At 31.1% G+C, this 22,091-nt stretch carries 26 protein-coding genes and 1 pseudogene; 1 reads left to right on the top strand and 26 read right to left on the bottom strand.

Going from position 1 to position 22,091, the window contains the following annotated elements; genetic code table 11:
• Positions 1–72 precede the first annotated feature (72 nt).
• The 24 genes and pseudogenes from Q1A01_RS22715 to Q1A01_RS22605 all read right to left on the bottom strand — a co-directional run bounded on the left by Q1A01_RS22715 (position 73) and on the right by Q1A01_RS22605 (position 19,076).
• Positions 73–765, bottom strand: a complete 693-nt coding sequence (locus tag Q1A01_RS22715) for a hypothetical protein (protein WP_299685563.1) — start codon at positions 763–765, stop codon at positions 73–75.
• 98 nt (positions 766–863) lie between these two features.
• Positions 864–1,364: a DinB family protein gene (locus tag Q1A01_RS22710; protein WP_299685560.1), complete on the bottom strand. Its 501-nt coding sequence runs from the start codon at positions 1,362–1,364 to the stop codon at positions 864–866.
• A gap of 45 nt (positions 1,365–1,409) precedes the next feature.
• Positions 1,410–2,261 (bottom strand): metallophosphoesterase family protein, encoded by an 852-nt coding sequence (locus Q1A01_RS22705; RefSeq protein WP_299685557.1) that lies wholly within the window; start codon positions 2,259–2,261, stop codon positions 1,410–1,412.
• Positions 2,262–2,377: 116 nt separating this feature from the next.
• Entirely contained in the window at positions 2,378–2,803 is a 426-nt protein-coding gene (locus Q1A01_RS22700; protein ID WP_299685554.1) for a hypothetical protein, read from the bottom strand.
• Between the two features lie 40 nt (positions 2,804–2,843).
• Positions 2,844–3,614 (bottom strand): hypothetical protein, encoded by a 771-nt coding sequence (locus Q1A01_RS22695; protein WP_299685551.1) that lies wholly within the window; start codon positions 3,612–3,614, stop codon positions 2,844–2,846.
• Positions 3,615–3,746: 132 nt separating this feature from the next.
• A complete protein-coding gene (locus Q1A01_RS22690) occupies positions 3,747–4,247 on the bottom strand; it encodes a GNAT family N-acetyltransferase (protein ID WP_299685549.1) in 501 nt (166 codons plus the stop codon).
• Between the two features lie 216 nt (positions 4,248–4,463).
• Positions 4,464–4,934: a hypothetical protein gene (locus Q1A01_RS22685; RefSeq protein ID WP_299685546.1), complete on the bottom strand. Its 471-nt coding sequence runs from the start codon at positions 4,932–4,934 to the stop codon at positions 4,464–4,466.
• Entirely contained in the window at positions 4,903–5,184 is a 282-nt protein-coding gene (locus tag Q1A01_RS22680; RefSeq protein WP_299685543.1) for a hypothetical protein, read from the bottom strand. Before Q1A01_RS22680 ends, Q1A01_RS22685 begins: the two co-directional genes overlap by 32 nt.
• A 100-nt stretch (positions 5,185–5,284) precedes the next feature.
• Complete coding sequence (locus Q1A01_RS22675) at positions 5,285–5,827, bottom strand: VOC family protein (RefSeq protein ID WP_299685540.1); 543 nt, start codon at positions 5,825–5,827, stop codon at positions 5,285–5,287.
• A gap of 296 nt (positions 5,828–6,123) precedes the next feature.
• Entirely contained in the window at positions 6,124–6,939 is an 816-nt protein-coding gene (locus tag Q1A01_RS22670; protein WP_299685537.1) for a hypothetical protein, read from the bottom strand.
• Between the two features lie 129 nt (positions 6,940–7,068).
• Entirely contained in the window at positions 7,069–8,019 is a 951-nt protein-coding gene (locus Q1A01_RS22665; protein ID WP_299685534.1) for a hypothetical protein, read from the bottom strand.
• Positions 8,020–8,748: 729 nt separating this feature from the next.
• Positions 8,749–9,657: a hypothetical protein gene (locus Q1A01_RS22660; protein WP_299685531.1), complete on the bottom strand. Its 909-nt coding sequence runs from the start codon at positions 9,655–9,657 to the stop codon at positions 8,749–8,751.
• A 262-nt stretch (positions 9,658–9,919) separates the two neighbouring features.
• Complete coding sequence (locus tag Q1A01_RS22655; RefSeq protein ID WP_299685528.1) at positions 9,920–10,708, bottom strand: hypothetical protein; 789 nt, start codon at positions 10,706–10,708, stop codon at positions 9,920–9,922.
• Positions 10,709–10,956: 248 nt separating this feature from the next.
• Positions 10,957–11,202 carry a CPCC family cysteine-rich protein gene (locus Q1A01_RS22650; protein WP_299685525.1) on the bottom strand — a complete coding sequence of 82 codons (246 nt, stop codon included), beginning with the start codon at positions 11,200–11,202 and terminating at the stop codon, positions 10,957–10,959.
• Between the two features lie 191 nt (positions 11,203–11,393).
• Positions 11,394–11,612: pseudogene (locus Q1A01_RS23925) on the bottom strand (CPBP family glutamic-type intramembrane protease); the annotation flags it as partial.
• A 14-nt stretch (positions 11,613–11,626) separates the two neighbouring features.
• Positions 11,627–11,935, bottom strand: coding sequence for a hypothetical protein (locus tag Q1A01_RS22645; RefSeq protein ID WP_299685522.1), 309 nt, complete (start codon positions 11,933–11,935; stop codon positions 11,627–11,629).
• Positions 11,936–12,143: 208 nt separating this feature from the next.
• The gene (locus Q1A01_RS22640) at positions 12,144–13,100 is read right to left on the bottom strand and encodes a 2OG-Fe(II) oxygenase (RefSeq protein WP_299685520.1); all 957 of its coding nucleotides are present in this window, start codon (positions 13,098–13,100) and stop codon (positions 12,144–12,146) included.
• Positions 13,101–13,186: 86 nt separating this feature from the next.
• A complete protein-coding gene (locus Q1A01_RS22635) occupies positions 13,187–14,038 on the bottom strand; it encodes an enoyl-CoA hydratase/isomerase family protein (protein ID WP_299685518.1) in 852 nt (283 codons plus the stop codon).
• Positions 14,039–14,054: 16 nt separating this feature from the next.
• Positions 14,055–14,390 carry a nuclear transport factor 2 family protein gene (locus Q1A01_RS22630; protein WP_299685515.1) on the bottom strand — a complete coding sequence of 112 codons (336 nt, stop codon included), beginning with the start codon at positions 14,388–14,390 and terminating at the stop codon, positions 14,055–14,057.
• 114 nt (positions 14,391–14,504) lie between these two features.
• The gene (locus tag Q1A01_RS22625; protein WP_299685513.1) at positions 14,505–15,344 is read right to left on the bottom strand and encodes an AraC family transcriptional regulator; all 840 of its coding nucleotides are present in this window, start codon (positions 15,342–15,344) and stop codon (positions 14,505–14,507) included.
• 8 nt (positions 15,345–15,352) lie between these two features.
• Positions 15,353–16,159, bottom strand: coding sequence for an SDR family NAD(P)-dependent oxidoreductase (locus tag Q1A01_RS22620; RefSeq protein ID WP_299685510.1), 807 nt, complete (start codon positions 16,157–16,159; stop codon positions 15,353–15,355).
• A 2-nt stretch (positions 16,160–16,161) separates the two neighbouring features.
• Positions 16,162–17,004, bottom strand: a complete 843-nt coding sequence (locus Q1A01_RS22615) for a DUF4437 domain-containing protein (RefSeq protein WP_299685507.1) — start codon at positions 17,002–17,004, stop codon at positions 16,162–16,164.
• A gap of 11 nt (positions 17,005–17,015) precedes the next feature.
• The gene (locus Q1A01_RS22610) at positions 17,016–18,083 is read right to left on the bottom strand and encodes a bestrophin family ion channel (RefSeq protein ID WP_299685504.1); all 1,068 of its coding nucleotides are present in this window, start codon (positions 18,081–18,083) and stop codon (positions 17,016–17,018) included.
• A gap of 3 nt (positions 18,084–18,086) precedes the next feature.
• The gene (locus Q1A01_RS22605; RefSeq protein ID WP_299685501.1) at positions 18,087–19,076 is read right to left on the bottom strand and encodes a zinc-dependent alcohol dehydrogenase family protein; all 990 of its coding nucleotides are present in this window, start codon (positions 19,074–19,076) and stop codon (positions 18,087–18,089) included.
• Positions 19,077–19,174: 98 nt separating this feature from the next.
• On the opposite strand from Q1A01_RS22605, the gene Q1A01_RS22600 reads away from it, so the two are divergent.
• Positions 19,175–19,531 carry a helix-turn-helix domain-containing protein gene (locus Q1A01_RS22600; protein WP_299685498.1) on the top strand — a complete coding sequence of 119 codons (357 nt, stop codon included), beginning with the start codon at positions 19,175–19,177 and terminating at the stop codon, positions 19,529–19,531.
• A 154-nt stretch (positions 19,532–19,685) separates the two neighbouring features.
• Here the strand turns inward: Q1A01_RS22600 and Q1A01_RS22595 are convergent, their stop codons facing one another.
• Positions 19,686–20,153 (bottom strand): hypothetical protein, encoded by a 468-nt coding sequence (locus Q1A01_RS22595; protein WP_299685495.1) that lies wholly within the window; start codon positions 20,151–20,153, stop codon positions 19,686–19,688.
• 403 nt (positions 20,154–20,556) lie between these two features.
• Entirely contained in the window at positions 20,557–21,210 is a 654-nt protein-coding gene (locus tag Q1A01_RS22590) for a tetratricopeptide repeat protein (RefSeq protein ID WP_299685492.1), read from the bottom strand.
• Positions 21,211–22,091 lie beyond the last annotated feature (881 nt).

Raw genomic sequence — 22,091 nt, 5'->3', positions numbered from 1 at the left:
GTGATAGATTATTTAAGCAAAATGAGGAAGATACTAATTTTGAATAGGAAATAACAACTTCCTTTTTTAGCCTTATTTAAAATCAGAGGTTTTTATTTCTAGATAATACCGGTCATTTCCACAATTAGCATTCAATACTTCAATCTCTTCATTTTGAGCTGTGATGTATTGAATAAACATAGCTTCATATTCTTCCCAATTAGCGGTCATAGGAGCTTCTCTACAAGTCTCAACCAAACTAAAAATATACTTCCCTTTATGTACAATCATACCTCCATACTTTGCTTCAAAAGTTATTTTTTTTACACGTTCTGCTATTGCTTTATCCAAATGCTTTAGATCTGTAAATCCATATTTTGAATCTGTTTTAAGCTGATTAAAGTTATTTTGTGCAGCTTCTTGGTTTTTATAAGTTGCAACAAATAAGATAAAATGTTGGTATTGATTAGGAGTTGTTTTTTGGGGATATCCGACTTTTGAGTAACCAACAATTTTTTCAAGTCCTTCTGTTTGAAATATATTTAAATGGTTAGGTTTTTCTATTGGAAACGTAGTAAACGTATCAGTTCTAATAAGTCCACCTAATACTTCCATAGCAAATGCATTTGCAGATGCAATGTAATCTGTATCTATGCTTTCCTTTGATTCTGAATTTAGTATACTTGAGGGTGGTGTTGTTTCTTCAACTTCTTTTTTAACGATTTTTTCAGTACACGAAATAAATAGTACTACGATGATATATATGAGGTTTCTATAAGTTGTCATTATGTATTTGTTACTGTTGGGATGTTTACTTTTACCGCTTTCGCGAAAGCGTAAAAAGAACGATTCCCAATGTGTTTTGTGATCGTTACTTTGTAAGCTTATTGAGGTGTATTATGTTCTTTCAAATACTTGATAATAATTCCGAGTTGTCCTAAATGATATAAGTCGTGGTGTAGCATGCCATTAATAACAAAACGGTATTCATAAGTATCTTTAAAATCAGTGTCATAATAGGTTGTGTTTAAAAAATCATCGTCTTTTGATGCTAACAAATCAATTAATTCTGAAAGGGTATTATCATATTCAGATTTGATGTGTAGCCAGCCTTTTTTTGCTAGCTGATCATTCGGTAACCAGTTTTCTTCGCAGTCATCTGTCTTACTTCCTGTGCCTGTTTGGATTTTTAAAATCGTCTCTTTACGCCATAATGTTAGATGCGAGATTATTTCGGCAATACTATGTAACCCTGTAATGGGCCTTTTAAAAACCATAGATGTATCTACCTGATTTAACTTACTAGTAAATGTGCTACCTATCCATAACTTTCCATGTTGCACTTCTTTATACTGTTGGATAATATGTTGAATAACCTGATTCATAGTGTTTGTTACATTATGTTATACATCTAATAGTATAGAAAGAAATTACTTATGGTTCCAAGTATGTTTTGTAAATAAATTTGTAAATGACACGGGAACAGGGTTTACTTGTATCTTATCATTTTCTTTTTCAAGAATAAGCATACAGTTTTCTGGAAGTGTTCCTAAATCATTAAATTCAAGTTCTTTCACTTTTATAGATGTTGTGATGCCATTTAGATCTAACTCTGAACTATAAGGTTTTCCTGTATGTCCAAAGAAATGATACTGAAAAGGGATATGATCCAAGATTTCTCTTATTTCTTTGGATCCATATCCAGGATCACCACTATTGTCCGAGTCATGGGTAATAAACAAATCAATTAAATCTCTATGATTAACTAATTTTTTAATTTTATCGTATTCATATTTTTGGATGAATCTTTTCTCAGTTCGGTTTTTTCTATCTCCAATTCTTCCAAACCCTAGAAAAGATAGATACTCATGATCTTTCTGGAAATTTTGTAACTCTCCAGATTTACATAACCAAACGTATTGATAACTATCAACAGGAAATAAAGAGTTTTCGGCATATTGCTTTTCTAAGTCATCTAAAAAATCATGATCTTCATGATTCCCTCTTACACATATCATTTTTACATTTAATGCTGTTAAAAATGCTTCTATTTTTTGATCTATGTGTATAAAATCATCGTGAAACCCTAATTCATCTCTGTCATGCTTAGCATGTTTTTTGGTAGCGTTATCAAGATTATCTAAATTGGGATATATGCCAACATCACCACATTGAATAATTAGGTCAATTTTCTTATGATATTCTTTTTGGTAAGCATCTACCATTTTAAACGGAAGTAAAATTTTACCGTGTATATCTGAAAAAATAGCAACTCGTATCATGATGTTAGATGTTCGTATTTCTATTAATGGTTTATATGGAAACTAGTTAGTAAATAGATTATCCATTATTTTATACTTGAAGTACAATCTTTATTATAACAGTTTTAATGTTGTAACTATTTTTTTTTCATTTCAAGTACAAATGGTGATTCAGCCATTATAAAATAAACGATTCCATTTCTTTTAGACACATTAATTCCCATTAATTGATAGCTGTCAGTATCTTTATCCTTCCATTCTTGGATTATTACTTCAGTATTATTCGTGTTGAATTTCCAGTGAACGTTTTTCATCATCTCATCTAATTCCTTCATAAATTCAATGTTAAAGTTGAATGTTCTATCTTTTTTAAAATCAAATGTAGCTCCCAAAAATGCAGCTTTTAACGCATCCATTCTTTTTTGTTGTTCGCCAGACATTTTTGGAAAGTCTCCAGAGATTTTTTCTACTTCCCATGTGCCAATAATTTCTTTTTCAGATAAACTTTGTCCATATGTAATTGTACTTATCACGAGTAGAAGTAAAGTAAGATGTTTTTTCATTTTTGTTTTTTTAGTTATTATTTATGACTAAAAGTAACTTTTAATTTAGTTTGAATATTTTTTTTAATTCTAACGTATCAGGTCTTCTTCTGTCTAGGACTAAATGCATTATCGAGTCACCTATAAAAGACATTTTAGTGCCACTATTCACTACATCTCCACGATTAAATTGAATCCCGTTTTCTTTTATGCTATAACGATAGCTAACTATAGTGTCTAAATAATTTTCCAAATAAAACGTAGCGCTACCATCTGTTTTTATTTGTAAAGTGAAAGTTCCAAATCTCCCAGAATAATTAGGTAATTTTATGGGAAATTTTGATTTTGTTACTTTCCACCATCCAAGTGCTATATGTCTAACAGAATCAATTTTTAAACGTTTATTCAATTCGTCTTTATAGTGATAGTAATGTCTTTTTTTATACGTGTTGGTATAATCTCCAAAGAAGTCATGATGGTTTTCAATTTCAAGTATATTGGTGTCAATTTTTTTTATGCCATACTTAAACTCTCGTTCATCTACTAAAGAATCATTTTTTGGTAAGTAACCTTTCTCTAGTAGTCCTCCGCCATTGGTTTTAGAGAATATATAATAGGTACTATCTTCTAAAATGATTAATTGATGTCTTTTTATATAGTCATCTGTAGAAGATTGAAATAGCCATGTGCCTACAACGTTTGTTTCGATATGATTAGTTTCTTTTTCAGCATACTTTTTTTGTACAAAGAAAAATAAAAAGACGCCATAGGAAATTGCAGCGATTACAATCAATGTAAAAATTAATATAAGGATGTCTTTTGTTCTTTTCAAATCTTGTAGAATATACTTTTATAATGCTTCATGGGGGAGTTAAAATACTGTTTTTAAGCGTTCTAATTCATTGCTAAAATAGTTGATCCATTCCAATTATAACCTTTGATTTATTTATATATGAATTTGGTTTTAATCAATATCAATCCAAAAGCTTATAATCACTTTTCCATTCACAATTTGTTCTCTTCTCAAAGTACCTCCATTTTTGAGGATCACTTTTTGGGAAGCTATATTTATTTTGTCACAGGTTAATAGTACCTTATTTAGTCCCAATTCTTTTGCTTTTTCTAATGATAGTGCCAATATTTTTGTAGCGTGTCCTTTCCCTCTACAGCTAGGTTTTATTCCGCATCCAATATGTCCATTTTCGATTAAAAGGCTGTCATTTAATTGATGTCTAATGTTTGATGTTCCAATTATTTCACTAGCATCATTTATTAACCAAAATGTCGTGTGGCATACAAAGTCTTTTTCTGAATAGGTCTCATATCTTTCATTAGTTTCTATAAACTTTTTGAAATCCTTTGTTGCATATTTTAAAGAGAATGGTACCATTTCTTCTTTTGAATATTTCCACTCTTCCAACATTTTTAAATATTTTAAATTATTGGTTGGTCTTATTAGTTGCATTTTTTATAGCTGGAAGTTCATATTCTTATTTACATATCAGTTTATAATAATGGTCTCGACTATGCGTAATTGCATGGGTAAGAGTAGGTAATTGTTTATAAGAGATTGTATGATGCACTTGTTATTTTTCTAACTCATTTATCGTTTCTTCTAAAGCTGAAACCCAACCATTTTTAAGATCATTTTCATTTGTTTTTGAGATTTCTAAATTTCTATTTAATAAAGGCAAAAATCTTTATCTCTTATAGTTAGAATAGCTTCAAATAACAAAGTTCCATAATCTCCATTTTCTAATTCAGTACTAATTACGTCCTTGATTCTTTTATCTTTTCTATTTGCTAATCCAACAATAGCTTCAGATTTAGTTTCAAAATCGTTATCTGTTACTCTATTCCATAATGCATTTCTAATCTCAGTAGTATCAAGATCTATTAAGCTACCTATACCAAACGTAGCCCAATTTCTTATCGATGATTTTTTATTTTTTGAGAAATCAATTAATGTTTCAATAGCTTTGATGTTTTCTACACCAGAAAGTGCTGAAATCAAGGCGTGTTTAACGTCAATATTTTCTACGTTTTGAAATGTTACAAGTTTTGAAATTTGTTTGTCGCTTAATTCTTCATTATTATGACCAATTCCGTAAAAAATAGACTTAAGAACATTGTTTGATTGTTTTTTTTTCAAGAAGTTCAAAATGCAATTCGACCGTTTGTTTTTTATTATATCTTGGGTTAAAACCTAATTGTTGTAGTACATCAAGTCCGATAATTTTTTGTTTGTCAAAATCTGATTGAGCAAATTCATATGCTTTTTTGAAAACTGTTGGATTTGGCCTTTTTCTTAATTCAGATATGTTGTCCCAATATGCTTTTTGAGTTTTATTATTTAACAGGCGATTAAATATTTTTTCAGAAGCCCAATTCTTTCGACTCATTTTCTATAGGATTTACTGTAGTGATCTACAGCATTGTGTTATTTTTTTTTCGTTTTAATATTTTAAAACCATGTGTTATATAGTGTTACTAGCTAATTTTTTACTGTAAATTTAGCTGCCAGGAAACTCCAAATTGGTCTTCAACAAATCCAAATTTTTGACTGAAACCATAATTGTTTAATGGCATCATCACTTTTCCGTTTTCAGATAGTTTTGTGAATAATTGTTCAAGTTCACTTTCGTTTACACATTCTACATAATTTGAAACTGCTGGAGTAAAACCCCAATTATGTATTGGAGGGCTGTCGCTGCACATAAACTGTTTTCCATTCAAATTAAATGTGGCGTGCATTATCGTACCTTCTTTCCCCGGTCCTTCCTTACCCCAACGTTTTATAGTAACAATTTGAGAATTGTCAAATAATTCTATATAGAAGTTCATTGCTTGTTCTGCATTTTCTTTTTGAAATGTTAAGAATGTTGCGATTTGACCTTTTATATCATTTGAATTTTCCGCTTTTAATTGATTCAAACTATCAAGTTCAGCTCTTAATTGTTTTATTTCCTCATTTTCGGCATTACTTTGTTTCATATCAGAACAACTGAAAGTCAGTAATGCTAAGAACAGTATTGTCGTAGTCATTTTCATAATTTGTGTTCTTATTTTTAGCTTGTAAGCAATATTTAATATATGTGACGTTGTAGAGCGAAATAGCACCTACAATTTTTTACTTTTTCAATCATTGCGCTTTATAAAAATACAATAACCATTTGATTCATGATCTAAACAGTTATACTTACATATAATAGTGTTGTAATTAGTTATAATTATTTTTTTTTATTTTTTTTCTAAAAGTCAAATTTGATATTTTGACTAATTGATATATCTTTTGATTAAGTACTTTTCATCCTTTTTTATACATTAGTAGCTGTGGTATTTTAATTGTTTTTATGTATGAATTTTTCAAACTCTTCTATATAAGCTTTTTGGTATTTTTCGTAGGGTCTATGGTATTTAGTAATTCCAAATTCTGCAAGAGTTAAAGCTTTGTTGTTCTCGTTTTTTAATTGAGCAGATTTGAATATAAAATAAACTGAGGGTAAAATACCTTCATAAAACTCTCTATGTAATGAAGGAAATCCAGTTTTTGGGTCTTGAATTCCATAATTCAGATTTTTCAAAGTCTCAGTAGAAACTTTTGATAGAATTGAATTATAGTCTTCAAATTGCTTGAAATATCGAATACCTTTTTCTAAAAAGATTCGAAAAATATCTTCTAAAACTAATTTGTTATCCTCTTTTTTGGGCTTGAATGCCCAATGCCAAACGGATGTGTTAATTGGTGATAATCTTTTACTGAACTCACAGTATTTAGTACTTTTACTTTTCTTAAATTTTAGGTGTTTTGGTGGATATGTTATTCCTTTAATTTTAACCAATAGGTCAACTTGCGTTCCTCCTCCATTTTTTTCTGGAAAGAAATTGATTAAATAGAATTTTTTTTCATCTTCCTTATAGAATTTATAGTCTTTTCCAGTAAATCCTTGACTTGAAATTAGCGGCAAAAAATATGTATTTATACACTCTTTAAAATCACTGTTTGTAAAGTATTTTGATTTTTGCCAAGTATTGATCGGGACATTAATCCAACCAATTCCAAGATTAGCACTTTTAATTTCTTTTCTAATCAGTTTTTTATCATCACTGAAATGATACTTTAAAATGTCTTCGTCTATTTTCTTTTTAAAGATCATTGTTTTTCAGTTCTTACATTACGGTTAAAAATTTATGCATGAGTAGTAGGGAATTCCTCATTACAAACTTTCCGTTTTTGTACATATTTTTGTTATATTTTGAATTTAGTTTTATCACTTAGACCGCTATTATTTATATACCATGTTTGTGGTAGTTGTCATTTTATTATTTGGTCTTAGTTTTTCTATAATCTCCGTACTCACCCAATACAAATTGGATAATTCATCTTTGTCATCGGATCTAGTAAAAAACACATATTTCCCATCTGGTGTAATACTTGGGCATCCTTCATTAAGATTAGAATTTACTTCATTTCCAAGGCTAATTGGTTTTGTCCATTTCCCTTCTTTTTCTTTAAAACAGACATAAATATCAAAATCTTTTCTTTTTTCATTTTCTTTGTTTTGTGAATATACCAGTAAGTAGTCTTGAGAAGGGGAAATAAATCCGTGATGACCAAATTCAATTTCAACTTCTTGAATCTTAGGAAAACTCCCATTTTTATTCTGGGCATAATACATTTTTCTTTTTGAAATATTTGTATAATAAAGATCCCCATTTTCAGCTTGGTTAATATAGAAGACCAGATCATCATTTAGAGGTGAATCAAGTTGTATTGCATCACTCCAAGAATCATCTAAACGGTTTACATACCAAATTTTCTCATCCGAAAAAATAGAATCCAAAGCCGTGAAGTAAATCCTTTTGTTATTAAGGCTAACGAATGGGTATAATTCCTCTTTTTTTCTTCCTTTAGTAAAATTGGCTCTTATAGCTGGAGTCCATTTATTATTTTTAAGTTTTGAAAAAAAGATAGATATTTCTTCGTCTTTTTTATTAACCGTAAAATACACTTCGTCTAATTCAGGAGAAAACGAAATGTTTGATTCATTCCTTCCATCGATTGAAATAACACCAGGAGCAAAAATTTCAGGGATTAGGCTAGGTGGTTTTTGACCTAAATAAAGGAACTCATTGGTAGAAGAATTATCATCATTTGTATTTGATTTCTCAGTTTTACAAGCATTTAGGAATATTATAAATATTAGTACTAAGAATCTAATTATGTTATTTCTCATTGCTTAATTTGTTATAATTATCGCCAATGGTCTCGAGTATTGGTAGTTACATTGGTTAAGCAACTAATTTAGCAAATACAAATCAAATAGAAAATCCGAGATGATTTTCGTAAGTAGGCTATAAATAATACATTATATATGGTTTTGGCAACTAAACATGTTCAAAAACTTCGAATTCAATACATAGTATGCCTGAGTTTTTCATTCCTATTTTAAATCGTCTTTGTCAATTAATACATGGTTATTTTCGGATTTAGTTAATAAGACATCATTTTTTTTAATTATTTTAAAATTCTCTTTATTCACTAAATTGGTTATCCATTGTGATCTACGTCCTTTTTTATTGGAATCACACCAAGTATCATTGATTAAATTTCTTTTTTTTGATTAACCCCTTTTACTTTCAAAAATTGATTAGATGATTATTGCTTTAAAAATACCGTCTTCTATCCAATCAATTCTTCGTTCTTCAAAAGTTCTGAGTACCTTAGAGTAGCCTTGTATATCTTTTGTCAGTTTGACTCCAAGCTTAGTTGATAACTTTTCAAGTTTTTTATCTATTTTTTAAATCTTTTCATCTGAATTAAATTGAATATAATGTGTTTGTATATGTATGATAGTGATATTTTAACCACTATCTTTTCAAATGTGTACTGGCCGTTATTATTTGTTTATATATTCGTTCCATGACTTAAAACTGCTATTACTTATACACATTGTTATGCGTAGTTATTTTTCTGTTTGTTTTAGAATCCAATCCATAAGTTCACCTTTATGTATTGCATTCCAAGTTGATTGAGCATTCTTGCTGGGTGATAAATTGTCCTTGGGTTGTAGTACAATCAATTCGGTATTTTCATTTCCTATTAAGTTCAATTCAGCTAAAAATCCAACAATATCTACCGAATTATTCTCGTATAGGGTTCTTAGTTGTTTTGTGAGCTTATATTTTATTGCGGGTTCTATATATGCTCTAACACCATAATCTTTGTAAATCTTAATATTTTCATTCTTTTCATCAGAGTAACTATACGATGAGAAATTGTGATAACTCTCTGGATTAGTTTTTGGTGTTCCTCCTAAATACGTTTCTAATAGATAGTTGATGAATGTTGGTTCCCAAAGATCAATTCGGTTAAGCCTTATATCACGTTTATGTTGATACCATTTTCTTGTAAAATCCATTGTGAAATTACAAGTGACAATACCTTTTATGTTAAGTTGAAACTTGAGATCACTCTCTTTAATAAATTTAATATATCGCATCGCTCTATGCCCAACTAAACTTGCTCCTAAAAAGAAAATGTTGTCATTTGGTAAATGATGTTTATCAAAGACTTCTCTAATTACATTATGTGTAGAAATCATAGATGATTTAGAAAAGTAAAAATCAAGTGGAATCTCAGTTGAAATAGATAAAACCGCAAAGTCATTTTCAGATGCTTGCATATACATTTGCTTTGAGCTCCTGTTCTTATTATCATACTTTGAATCTTCAAGGAAAATGAGTACGCCTTTTATTTCCTTATTTTCTGGAAGCATTAACGTATATCCTTTCTGAATAAATGGTAAAAAATCGTTTTTTCCTATTCCAACTCTTAGACTATCATTTTTTGCTGGCTCGTAATATTCAACCATTTTCTGAGAAAAAGACTTTATACTGACAAGAGTAAAAATGAGTGAAAAAAAGAGCTTAAAATGTACTTTCATTTTCGTTTGTTTTAATAGCGAACGACCCTGTGTATGAAACGTATCGTGTAAAATGATACTATTTTTAGATTATCACAGAGCCAAATATTTACGTTTTTTATTTTTCTATTCTAAAAACCAAGTTTAAAAATTTAGTGGCTTCTGCTTATTAGCTTTATTTTATTCAACATCTTGTCAGACTAACTTTTTCTTATTTCTCCCAAATTTTTCTTACAAGTTTTAGAACTGGAAAATTCAACATGTTAAATTCAGTATTTTTAATTTCTTTCGTTTGTTCAGGGATGTTTTCTTTTTCTGCTTTTTCTCTTTCTTTCATTTCAATCTCCCATAATGCATCTTCGTCAAGTGGTTGAACTAAATCAGCTCCACCTTTATGGGGGAATTGAACATAATTTTTAGGAGGTTTAGGTAAACTTTGTTCGCACTCTTTTGAGCAGAGATTTGCAAGCATTGGAATTGTGTCAGTTCCAACGTGTGCTGTAATCCACATTTGATTTGTGGTTTTGTAAGTTATTTCTTTATTGCAAATACTACATTTTAAATTATCTCCAAAGTACCTTACTGGATTATGGTCAAGTTTTGGAAAACCCATTCGGTTTTTATAATTCCCATAAAGTGTTCTTGTACTAATTCGACTGTCTTTTAGTTTTTTACATTTAAAAATCTCAAATGGAAACCAATGCAAATCGTATGAAGTATATGGGTCGAAATATTCAAGTGATTCCATAAGCCTAATTTCAGGTGGAATTCTTTTTAGATTACTCCCATAAAGCCCAATTTTCTTAACTTTTTTAAGTTTTGATATTGATTCTGGAAGTGTAAAAATTTGAGCAAACAAATCGTCACCAAGAGCTTCTCTCGGAATAAACTCGTCAGTTCCACTTTCAGCAATTTGGTCAATGTATTCACATAATTTTTTCCAAGCGATAGAACTTCTATCTTGAACATCATTCGGTATTTTGGAAATTCTATTATTCATTGTTTGGTTTAGCTTGTGCCAAATGCTTTTGTGTATGGTTTAGTTGCTAATTTAACAAATACAAACTGAATAGAAAATCCGTAAAGGTTTTCGTAAGTGTAATATAAATAAGTAATTATACGCGGTGTTGGTAATTAGTACTAAACTCCTTTAAACTACCGATTTTCCTGTTTTTATACACAGTGTTAGATTTTCGTTTTTTTCTCCAACCCAGTTTGTATTCAAATCAAATATCTGATTTTCATCATTTAATTTGAATATTCTACCCTGCTTGATTTTTTTAGAGTCATCACATAATTTTTGAGATCATTTCTTTCAGGATTATAAATTCCAAATCCTAAATAATTGAATATAGCGATAGTTAAATCAGTTACATCATTCGGTCCAATTCCATATTTATTAGCAATATTATTATCTGAAGCATTATTTTCCCACCAGCAAACCATACAAATTTCAAAGTAACCTCTTTTCTTTAAAGTTTTAAACCGCAGCAAGGACAAGACTCTGAATAGACTGGAATTCCAGTTATTATTTCAATTCCAGTTTGTTTAGGTAAATACCCATTTATAATCCTTTTAAAGTCATCTCCTTAATTTAAATCTCAGTGTTTCATCATATTTTTGGTCACTAAAATTATTTAGTAATTTTTTACTTTCAAATTCTTTCTGCATTTCTTTAAGTAAAGCTACCCATTTGAAAAGATAGTATTAAATATAAAATTCCAACTTAAATGAAACCCAATTGATATAGTAATAGAAGCGGTCTTTGAATATGACCAAGCCCAAGCGTAACCCATTAAGCCAGTTCTAATAAACACGATTATCATTGGAATAATATTTCCAAATATCCCAAATGAAAACCAATGATAAAATCCAAACGCTATTGCTGAAATCAATATCTCTTTTAAAACTCCTTTTTTTAAATGAAAACATAGAGAATAGCTCCACGAAAAATCAGTTCTTCAGTGATGACAGATTTTAAATTCCAAACGAACGTTTCTAAAATCAGATTTGTATTGATTCTTTGATTTAGAGACCAATCTGACGATTCTAAGATAGATTCCAATAATTGAACATTAAAACACAGTAAAGCTATAACTAAAAATCCGATCCCAAGCTGTTTTAATCTTGCAGAAATAGGATATATTCCAAGAGCTAGAATTGATTTCTTTTCTGTTAAATAGAGTAGTATCCAAGAAATAGCAGGAATTACTAAAATTCCTATCATCTGTTATTTGGGTTTAAATTACACCAAAGGTCTTGTATATGAAAAGTATTAGATTGATATGTGGCTAATTTCCGATTTTAAAAAAAAAGATAGTGGTTTAGTTCTAACCCACTATCTTTTATATACATTGTTGGCAATTGGCTTTATCCAGTTCACTTTTTTGATGTGTAGATAATTCTTTTTTTGATGAACTTATTTTCGAGTCTATTTAAAACGGTGCAAAGTTATCTTTAGGTTCATTTGGCACACTCCAACGCTGGCGAGCTGTAATTTTTTCTGATTCATTAACTATAGATGTTGAGTTATCAAAATTGCCATAACTACTTCCGCCACCTCTAGGAATTTGCATACGGTCTCCATAGAGCCATACGACCAGATTACTACGCTGCCCGCTACTAATTGGATGAGTTGCGTGTGGCACGTTTCCTCTGTGAATAATAGCTTTACCAGGTTCAAAAATTGTTTGTACTGTTTTTCCTGTGGTTTTATCGTGAAAATCAACTTGCGATCCTGTAAACCCTTCATCAGGAAGGTTTATATTAATATTCAAAGTAGCAGCAGATGCATCTGTATGTGCGTGCAAATCTTTATCCTTATCGGGATTGTACTGTATAGAAAATCCAAATGTTTGGTTATCATAACCATAAGTTCCCAATAATAAACGAGCAATAGGACGCATGTAACGATCCATCATATCGTTATAAAATGCTTGGAAATTGGGAGCTGCTAGGTGTCCTTCAGAGCGAGGATCTAGCATCATACCGTAGCGATTTAACTGGATGCCGTAAGGTGCACGTACTGGTATTTGCGAGTTTACAACAGCTTCTAAATAATCGCGAAATTCTGATAAACGTTCAAGATCAAAAAACTGAGCAACATACACACCAGGAATAATTTCTTCCCATAGATCTGCAACAGCATTTTCTTTTTCTGGGTTTTCCCAAGCGTCATTGATAGCTTGTCGCAAATGTGGATCCAAGAGTGTCTCGTCTGGAATTAGGATGTTGTCTTTGTTTTCTATTTCCCATGCTGCCCAAGCATCTTCTAGTAACTCTCTGTTACTGTTCCAAAAAGTCGAAACAGATGGATCCCGCCTTAGAGATGCTTCACGAGAAGGTAAATCAAGGGTACGAGCTTGCGCGAGAGCATTATTATTATATGTCATTTTTCTATTTTTAAATACTAAAATTCTCTAAACGGATGTCCAATGTCGTTGGACATCCGTCATTATTCTTAACTAAGAATAACCTATTAATCTCTTTGGATTTCTTGTAAATCCATTAACATATTTTCCCAGTTTTTCTGGTTGTCGTGATCAAATTGAGCACCATTTTCATCTGCAATCGTAAAACGTTTTATTGCTGGTGTTTTACTAGTTGCCTGAAATAATTGATAAGCTTCTTCCTTTAATGCATCAGCAATTGGTAAATCTATAGATGCATATACAGCGCGCTTGCAGGCTTCAATAGATTCTGCTGGGAATTTAGAAATACGTTTTGCCAGAGCATCTACATAAGGTCCAATCTCATCTGCATCTAATGCTTTATTAATTGTTCCAAATTTTTCTGCTTCATCAGCATCCCAATCTCTTGCGCCTAAAATAATTTCAAGTGCTTTACCCAATCCTGTTTGTCTTGCCATACGAGATGCTCCACCACCACAAGGTAATATTCCCATACCTACTTCCATCTGCATAAATTTGGCTTTACCTCTTGCTGCAAAACGCATGTCTAAGGCTAATGCCATTTCGTGACCACCTCCACGTGCAAAACCTTCAATTTTTGCAATAGTTGCTTGTGGTACGTTGCTTAATCTTTCTAATACAGATTGCAGGTCCAACAACTTAACCTCGTTTCTTGGGACTGCTTCTTCAGACATATCTCTTAGTAAGTTGGTATCGTAGTGACATACCCAATAGCCTGGATTTGAAGATTCAAATACAACTACTTTAACACTTCTATCTCTCTCTAATCGTAAGCATAAACTGCTTAAATCTGCAAGCATTTCTTGTCCCTGTACATTGACAGGTCCAAAGTTAATATCTACCGTTAATATTCCTCCGTTTTGCTTTGCTGTAAATGTTTGAAAATTTTTGTAATCCATTGGTTCTGTTTTTTTATTATTTGTTATTTGCTATAAATGTGTGTTTCTTTATTTTTCCGTTTTCAATAATGTAAGTGTCCATTGCTACTTGTACATTTAATTTTTCATTTTGACCTTGCCATACAAAGTATACTACATTACCGTGTGTCTCTTGTTTAATTATATTAAACTCAAAACCTTCGAAGTTAGGCAGGAACTCTTTGTAAAATCCATATATTTCATCTAGTCCATTATATGTTTTTTCTGGTGTGATAAATATGGCATCATCAGAATAATCAATTGCCACATTAGCTGGGTTCAAGGTATCAACCGCCTTCATGTGACTCTCAAAAACCTCTTGTGCATTTTTCATATTAACTGTTGTTTTAATATTACAATGCAAATGTATAGAGAGCTTTAAGCCATTTTTTTGTAAGAAAAAATGAGGTTTTAGTAAAAAACAAGGAAATTACCTTGAGTACATAATTTATTCTTGTTTAATAGCGCTGGTTGGGATACCTCTGTAAGCTATAAATGTTTTGTCTAGGTGACTGCTATCTGTAAATCCTAGCTCTTGTGCAATCTCAGAAACGGTTAAGTTAGTATGTAATAGACGTGTTTCTGCTAGCTTTAATTTGTAGGTAAGAATATACTTTTTAAGACCAATATCCATTTTGTTTTTAAAGTATTGGCTTACGTAGTTTTCTGAAATATTAAACTTTTCTGCAAGTGCTTTTTTTGTGATTTTTTCAGGGTTATGAATCTGGTAATGAATATAGTTTACTATATCTTGAATTTTAGACCCTTTTACTTGTACACTTACATCATTAGAGTTTCTAGATAATATATGAAGTATCGTATGTAATGTAGATTTTAAAACGACCTCGCTCTTTAGATTTTCATCATTATACTCATTACATAGTACACTAAACAATGCAGTAATACTTTTTTCTTCCTTTTTAGTTTTAAATATTATGTTAGAAGCTCTATCTACACTATGGAATATGGTTTCTATTTTTTTAAACCACTCTTTGCGTTGTGTTTGGTACTCGTCTACAAATGAAATTTTAAAAAAACTTGTTAGAAATTTTATAGCAGTAATTGTTGTTGAGGTATTAATTTCTAAGCTGTATTTGTCATTAGGGATTAAGATATAAATCTGGTTAGCTTTAAATGGCACTTTTTGATTATTAATACTAAGTGAACCAGTACCTTCAGATATATGTAGTATTTCAAAAAACCGAATAGGTGTATATTGACAAAATGCAAGTACTTCTACTTTTTCAAAATGCTGAATTACGATATTTTCAAAAATGGTTCGTGCCACAGATGATCTTATTTAAGGATGTCTGATGTTTTCTGCAATAATGTTTCTATTAGTTCATTATCGTAAGCATCAGGATGCGCCTTTGCAAACTCACCTTTTGGATTTCCTTTATCGTTGTCAAAATATTTGCCTGTGCTATTTTTATATCCTTCTGAAATGGCTAGATCATACAATATGTCAGAACCTTTTGTCGCTGGAGACCAGTATTGTCCATACGCTTCATTCGCCATTCTTGTATTTAATAAAGAGCCAGGATTTACAGCAATAGCTGTTATGTCTGGGTTCGCTTTCGCGAAAGCAAAACTCCACATAGTCAATGCCAGTTTACTTTGCGCATAAGCTTCACTAGCTACACGTATGTCTAAACCAGCCAAAGCAGCATCTGTAACGTGAGTTTGCGCTGCCGAACTTAAGTTAACGATACGCGGGTGATCACCCTTTTTCAGCAAAGGGAGTAGTGTGTTTGTAAGTACGTAAGGGGCAAAGTAGTTTACAACGAGCCTAATGTCAAATTCTTTGTAACCCTTTGTAACAGATGTTTTAAAAATTCCAGCATTATTTATAAGTATATCTATTTTAGAAACCTTCTCAAGAATTTGGTTTGCCATTTGTTTTACAGCATCAATATCTGAAAAGTCAGCAACAAAACCATCTATATATTTGTTGTTAGATGCATCTTGTACTTCTTTAATGACATGCTGTAATTTTTCTGGGTTGCGACCGTGTAAATACATTTTGTGGCCATCTTTAGCTAATTTAATAGCGGCTAACTTCCCGATACCGTCTGTACTTCCCGTTATAAGTATTGTTTTCATTTTCAAAATATTTTAATAGTCCCGTTTGTTCTTATATATAAAATAACTTCATCATCAGTAATCGCAACTTGATGAATTGCTTTGTCGGTTGCACTAAAATAGCTTCCCACATCAAGGGTTTTAGTTTCTTGATTTTGAGGTAAAGTGTACTTTAAATCCCCTTGTATTACGACAGAATGCAAAACGGTTCCGTCTGTTTTTATTGTTCCATGAAACGCTTTAGGGAGCTTTATAAATAGTCCTTTGGAATCTGAATCATCCCAAAGAAAACTCAACTCAGCTTCACTTTTAGTGTCTATCCAATTTGTCTTATTGCTGTTTAGCCAAACCAAATTAGAAACATCTATGTTAATTGGTCGCTCTCCATTGTCAAAAGCTTCCTCAATAGGTTTTACTAAATAAGGACCTTTGTCTATTTCTACCAACGCTATGTTTTCTTCGCCTTTGGCAGCTGTAATATGGGTTTCTCCTTCAGGTTGTGTCCAAAAACTTCCAGGTGGCATCCACATACTTACTGCATCTGGATCATCATTATGTATAGTACCTTTGATAACTACAGCTCTATACGTCACATTGTGGATATGTGGTGGTGACGAAAATCCATCAACAAACTTTGCTAAGAATCCAGTAGCAACTTCTCCGTTTCTGTCTCCCCAAAGTGTTCCTGCTTGCGGGCTTTGATCGCCTCTTGCTGGATTTAATTTTTCCCAAACAATTTCTGAGCTCAATACCACTTTGTTTGTTGGGTTTTCAATTTTTGGTGTATCCATCGTTTGATTTTTCTTTGGGTTGATACAAGAAATCAATACCAAAACAACTAGAGGAACATAAAATGATTTTTTCATTTTTAAACAATTTACATTTGAGAATCATTAGTAATTAGATACGCTTTTGGGATGTCTTTTGGATTATCGTTTATCATCTCTCTAATATCTATTTCTATACCTCTGCTCATAGTTGTGATAGGAACACCATTATTCATCCCGCCATCAAATGGATTTTCTGAGGTGTCTCCAACTCTTTCAATAAGGATAAAAATCCAAGAAATTATCATTACAAAAGGTATAGAAAACCACACAAAGTTTTGGGTAATAAAATTACTGTTAGTTTCAGAAAGCGTATTTCCTATATGTTCAAATTCATTTATTAACCCAAATGGTATTAGAAAAATAAAAATCCAAACAAAAATCGCATTTAACGTTGCAAACTGTCTTGGGTAAGGGAAATTTTTAATTCGCTCGGCTTTTCCCTGTAGTGTAAAGAGTTCTTCAATACTATTCTTAAATTCTATATGTCTAAAATCATCAATAAGACCTTGTAGTTTTAATCTTTTGAAATGATTAGATTGTAATTTTAAACAAGCCGTTTGTTTGTTTGTTTTAGATAGGACTTCTGCTTTTTCTTTAACAGATAAGTATCCTTCTAATTGTTCTTCCAATGTATGTTGATATTCATCGACTTCTATATTTTTCATAAATTCTTTATCAGATTTATTATTAAAAGAAGATTCCCATTCTTTAGGGTTCCTTAATGAATGTCTCAAAGCTGTCATCCACGCTACGTGCCTCAAAATAATTTCTTTACGTATGGCAAATTGTTCTTCTTCGGAATATTTTTTAGAAGAGAACTCATTAGTAATGAAGTCATTTACCATTGTTGTAAGTGTTCTAGAGGTATTTACTATTCCTCCATAAATTTTACGTGCTTCCCATAATCTACCATAAGCAGCATTGTTTTTAAAACCACTTATAAAGGCTAACGCAGTACCAATAAGACCAATGGGTAACCAAGGTAAATGAAGCCATTTCCATCCTACAACGTCATATAAAATTACAGGTACTACTGAGATAAAGAAAAAAATTACTATGTACCGTTTTGTCCAACTTAATACGGTTGTGATATGGTATTGTTTTTTTATGTACATAGTTTACTCGTTTACAATAACTACTTTTCCAATAGCTTTTTTGCTTTCCAGTCTTGCATAAGCTGCTCCAACATTTTCTAACGAAAACTGTTGTTCATCAAGTAAAGGTTTTAAATTTCCTGCTTCAACAATTTTGGTAATGTTGCTCAAAATTTTACCGTGTTGTTCTCTTTTAAAATCATGAAGCATTGGTATAAGCATAAAAACTACGTGTAGTGATAATCCCTTAAAATGCATAGTACTTAAATCAATTTCGCACAAAGAAACGGTACTCGCTACATGCCCGTTAAGTGCAGCTGCTTCAAATGATTTAACCATATTTGCTCCTCCTACGGAATCAAATACAATATCAAAACCAGCGGAATTGGTGTGTTTGTTTACATAATCTTCAACCTGTTCTGTTTTGTAGTTTATAGGTTCGATACCAAATTTTTTTATAATTTCCATTTGATTTTCTCCACCACAGGTAGCATATACTTCTGCACCAAAATGTTTAGCCAGTTGCACTGCTACGTGTCCAACACCACCCGTACCGCCGTGCACTAGAACTTTTTGCCCACTTTTTATATTTGAACGAATTAAACCTTCATAAGCTGTTATGCCTACCAATGGAAGGGCCGCTGTTTCTTTCATTGACAAGTTTTTAGGTTTTAGAGCAATTAGTTTACTATCTGCTGCAACATAATCGGCTAATGTTCCTTGTAAGTCTGCCAATCCACCAATGCAACCATATACTTCATCACCTACATCAAATCCTGTAACATTTGTTCCAACTTCTTCAATCGTTCCAGCGAAGTCCATTCCCAAAATTGCCGGATTTTTAGGCGAAAAAGGCAAGTCTTTACCCATAGCTCGAATCATTGTATCTACTGTGTTTACACTAGATGCGGCAATTTTAATAAGCACTTGACCATTTTTTAAAACGGGCAATGTTACTTCTCTAGATTCAAAGGTTGCGTTTTCTCCATATTTATTGATTGTCATTGCTCTCATTTGGTGTAGTTTTTTGGTTACTATAAAAATTATAGTTGCAAACTTAAGTATAGTAAATTATCTTTGCAATAACGGTCAAGAATGATAGTATACATTTTATGGAAATAGCAGAACAAAAAACGCTCAAGTTTAGAGGTAGTGAATACCCTTGTTGTGCGAGCTTAACAATGGGAATTATTGGCGGAAAATGGAAAACAGTTATTCTTTACCATTTAATGACGGATAAATTGAGATATAATGAATTGAGAAAATCTATGCCCACAGTTACTGAAAGGACTTTGAGTTTACAACTCAAGGCATTGGAAGAAGATGGATTAATTAACAGAAAAGTCTATACATCGAAACCTCCGCTAAAAGTAGAATATTCTTTAACCGATTTTGGTAAAACCTTAATTCCGTTAATTAAATCTATTGCAGATTGGGGTGATTCTGTGGTTGAAAAGTTTTCGAAGTAGGTTTTCTGTACAATTTGTTACAACATGTTTGTATATGATTTGTTGCGTATTTTAAGTGCCTAATTTAGCAAATACAAAACGAATAGAAAATCTGTGAGGATTTGTAAGTAGTAGGTAAACAACTAATTAATTATATCCGGTGTTGGTAACGTTTTTATTTCCGTTTATAATCTTCAAAACATTGCATTCCAAAAGCTCCGCCTGTGTAATGAAAAACAACATTTTTTTCAGCATACACATTATAACAGCCATCATTATATTCCTCGATTTCATTAATGAGAAGATTATTTTCAAATAGTATATAGCTATAAACTCCTGGATAATTGTAACCATAAGTTATTTCAAACCTTTGTTCATTTTTTCTATTTAATCTTAAATCAAAACCAATACAATTTGCCTTATCTAATAATTCTTCTATTTCCTTAAATGTATCGTTTGTCCAATTTAATTTTTCCTTTAAAGTTTCAAATGCTAAATATTCATTCTTATTATTTTTAGATTCATCAAATTTAAAGGGATTCATTTCTCTCTGACTGAAAAGATATTCTCTTTTTGTTGGATTTTCATTTTTTTTCCAAACAGATAGATCTATATTATTTGAAGAATGGAATAATATTCTCATTCCATATGTTTTAAGAATTAATTTTTCAGATTGTATTTTAATCTGATTTATTTCAGTTTTTTTTATAATTATTCACCAAGTCTGATTTTCTTTTTTCATTACAACCTAAAAAGATGAAGGATAAAAATAATATTATTAGAGGTTTGTTCATTTCTTTTAACTTGTTGCCAACGGTTTGTGTGTGAAACGTAGCGTATGAAAAGACACTAACTTTTCGGGCCTGCCAGCCGGCAGGTTAACACAGAGTTGAATTTTTATATTTTATTTTTCTCTTTTTAAAAGCCAAAAAGGCCATTCCGCTGTCGCGTAATATTCTATTTGGTGGGCTTTCTAAAAATACACAAACCTTTCGATTAAGCATTATTAGTTATGTTTTATAAACCTTGTAAGTAGCTGGCATTTTTCAAATAAAGTCATTAATATCAACCAATCCGCTAATTACCATTTTTATATATTCAATATCTTTATATTTCATTTTTTCTAATTCAGCAAGGATATTATCTCTTTTGTCTATTTCATTATTTAGATGATAGGCAACAACTAAGTTTCCAAGAATTCCAGGTCTAGTGTCGGTCAATTTCATTCCTCTGGCTTTTTCCCCTAACTCAACAGCTTTTTGATAGTTTTCATTTTTAATTTCTAATACTAATAAACTAGAATAAGGGTCAGGATTTTTGGGATTCAACTCGATGGCTTTCTTATAATAATTTCTAGCTTTCTTATAGTTTCCTTTCATTCTCTCAACTACTCCTAAACCAACAATTGCTTTATCATTTTTAGAATCAAGTTCAAGTCCTTTGAGATAAGCCTTTTCTGCACCAATTGTATCATTTAGCTCTAGATTAATTAATCCAAGATAAGCCCAGATTTCAGATGATTTAGGATATTCCTGTAAGTGTAATTCTAGTTCGCTTTTAGCTTTATCGTATTCTCCAGAATAATATATTTTATTAATTCGTTTTACATTAGAATATTCTGCAGATTTGTAAAATTTTTTAATTATAAAGAATAGTCCAATTATAATAATGATTATATTGAATATTCTCTTTTTATTCATTTATTTGAGTTTCTATTGTTTGCCACTAACGGCTTTTTATGCAAACCTAATTATTTTATTTTGAGTTTACAGTACCAATACGTTGGTATTATGATGTTAAAATCTAGTCAATCAGACTCCCAAAAAATATAGCATTTAGGAACAACTTATTTTGTGATGAGTAACGGAAAGTGTGTTGTTTTTTGTGCTCCGCATATTACAAAAAAGCAACACACAACCACCAACAATACGTTGGTATTATGATATCGAAATCTAGTCAATCAGATTCCCAAAAAATATAGCATTTAGGAATAACTTATTTTGTGATGAGTAACGGAAAGTGTGTTGTTTTTTGTGCTCCGTATATTACAAAAAAGCAACACACAACCACCAACAATACATTGGTATTATGATATCAAAATCTAGTCTATCAGATTCCCAAAAAAATATAGTATTTAGGAACAACTTATTTTGTGATGAGTAACGGAAAGTGTGTTGTTTTTTGTGCTTCGCATATTACAAAAAAGCAACACACAACCACCAACAATACGTTGGTATTATGATATCAAAATCTAGTCTATCAGACTCCCAAAAAATATAGCATTTAGGAACAACTTATTTTGTGATGAGTAACGGAAAGTGTGTTGTTTTTTGTGCTTCGCATATTACAAAAAAGCAACACACAACCACCAACAATACGTTGGTATTATGATATCAAAACCTAGTCAATCAGACTCCCAAAAAATATAGCATTTAGAAACAACTTATTTTGTGATGAGTAACGGAAAGTGTGTTGTTTTTTGTGCTTCGCATATTACAAAAAAACAACACACAACCACCAACAATACGTTGGTATTATGATATCAAAACCTAGTCAATCAGACTCCCAAAAAATATAGCAT

Origin of the sequence: uncultured Dokdonia sp., from assembly GCF_947492815.1 — a bacterium.
GTDB lineage: Bacteria > Bacteroidota > Bacteroidia > Flavobacteriales > Flavobacteriaceae > Dokdonia.
Note: the sequence above shows the minus strand (reverse complement) of the source record. Positions and strands in the feature narration are given on the sequence as shown.

Coding starts and splice junctions, on each gene's coding strand:
- Q1A01_RS22610 (WP_299685504.1), bottom strand. CDS start 18,083: ATGTACATAAAAAAACAATACCATATCACAACCGTATTAAGTTGGACA.
- Q1A01_RS22635 (WP_299685518.1), bottom strand. CDS start 14,038: ATGGATTACAAAAATTTTCAAACATTTACAGCAAAGCAAAACGGAGGA.
- Q1A01_RS22710 (WP_299685560.1), bottom strand. CDS start 1,364: ATGAATCAGGTTATTCAACATATTATCCAACAGTATAAAGAAGTGCAA.
- Q1A01_RS22645 (WP_299685522.1), bottom strand. CDS start 11,935: ATGATAGGAATTTTAGTAATTCCTGCTATTTCTTGGATACTACTCTAT.
- Q1A01_RS22640 (WP_299685520.1), bottom strand. CDS start 13,100: ATGACATATAATAATAATGCTCTCGCGCAAGCTCGTACCCTTGATTTA.
- Q1A01_RS22715 (WP_299685563.1), bottom strand. CDS start 765: ATGACAACTTATAGAAACCTCATATATATCATCGTAGTACTATTTATT.
- Q1A01_RS22600 (WP_299685498.1), top strand. CDS start 19,175: ATGGAAATAGCAGAACAAAAAACGCTCAAGTTTAGAGGTAGTGAATAC.
- Q1A01_RS22605 (WP_299685501.1), bottom strand. CDS start 19,076: ATGAGAGCAATGACAATCAATAAATATGGAGAAAACGCAACCTTTGAA.
- Q1A01_RS22700 (WP_299685554.1), bottom strand. CDS start 2,803: ATGAAAAAACATCTTACTTTACTTCTACTCGTGATAAGTACAATTACA.
- Q1A01_RS22675 (WP_299685540.1), bottom strand. CDS start 5,827: ATGACTACGACAATACTGTTCTTAGCATTACTGACTTTCAGTTGTTCT.
- Q1A01_RS22630 (WP_299685515.1), bottom strand. CDS start 14,390: ATGAAAAATGCACAAGAGGTTTTTGAGAGTCACATGAAGGCGGTTGAT.
- Q1A01_RS22595 (WP_299685495.1), bottom strand. CDS start 20,153: ATGAGAATATTATTCCATTCTTCAAATAATATAGATCTATCTGTTTGG.
- Q1A01_RS22680 (WP_299685543.1), bottom strand. CDS start 5,184: ATGAGTCGAAAGAATTGGGCTTCTGAAAAAATATTTAATCGCCTGTTA.
- Q1A01_RS22655 (WP_299685528.1), bottom strand. CDS start 10,708: ATGAATAATAGAATTTCCAAAATACCGAATGATGTTCAAGATAGAAGT.
- Q1A01_RS22670 (WP_299685537.1), bottom strand. CDS start 6,939: ATGATCTTTAAAAAGAAAATAGACGAAGACATTTTAAAGTATCATTTC.
- Q1A01_RS22660 (WP_299685531.1), bottom strand. CDS start 9,657: ATGGTTGAATATTACGAGCCAGCAAAAAATGATAGTCTAAGAGTTGGA.
- Q1A01_RS22620 (WP_299685510.1), bottom strand. CDS start 16,159: ATGAAAACAATACTTATAACGGGAAGTACAGACGGTATCGGGAAGTTA.
- Q1A01_RS22615 (WP_299685507.1), bottom strand. CDS start 17,004: ATGAAAAAATCATTTTATGTTCCTCTAGTTGTTTTGGTATTGATTTCT.
- Q1A01_RS22690 (WP_299685549.1), bottom strand. CDS start 4,247: ATGCAACTAATAAGACCAACCAATAATTTAAAATATTTAAAAATGTTG.
- Q1A01_RS22590 (WP_299685492.1), bottom strand. CDS start 21,210: ATGAATAAAAAGAGAATATTCAATATAATCATTATTATAATTGGACTA.
- Q1A01_RS22705 (WP_299685557.1), bottom strand. CDS start 2,261: ATGATACGAGTTGCTATTTTTTCAGATATACACGGTAAAATTTTACTT.
- Q1A01_RS22665 (WP_299685534.1), bottom strand. CDS start 8,019: ATGAGAAATAACATAATTAGATTCTTAGTACTAATATTTATAATATTC.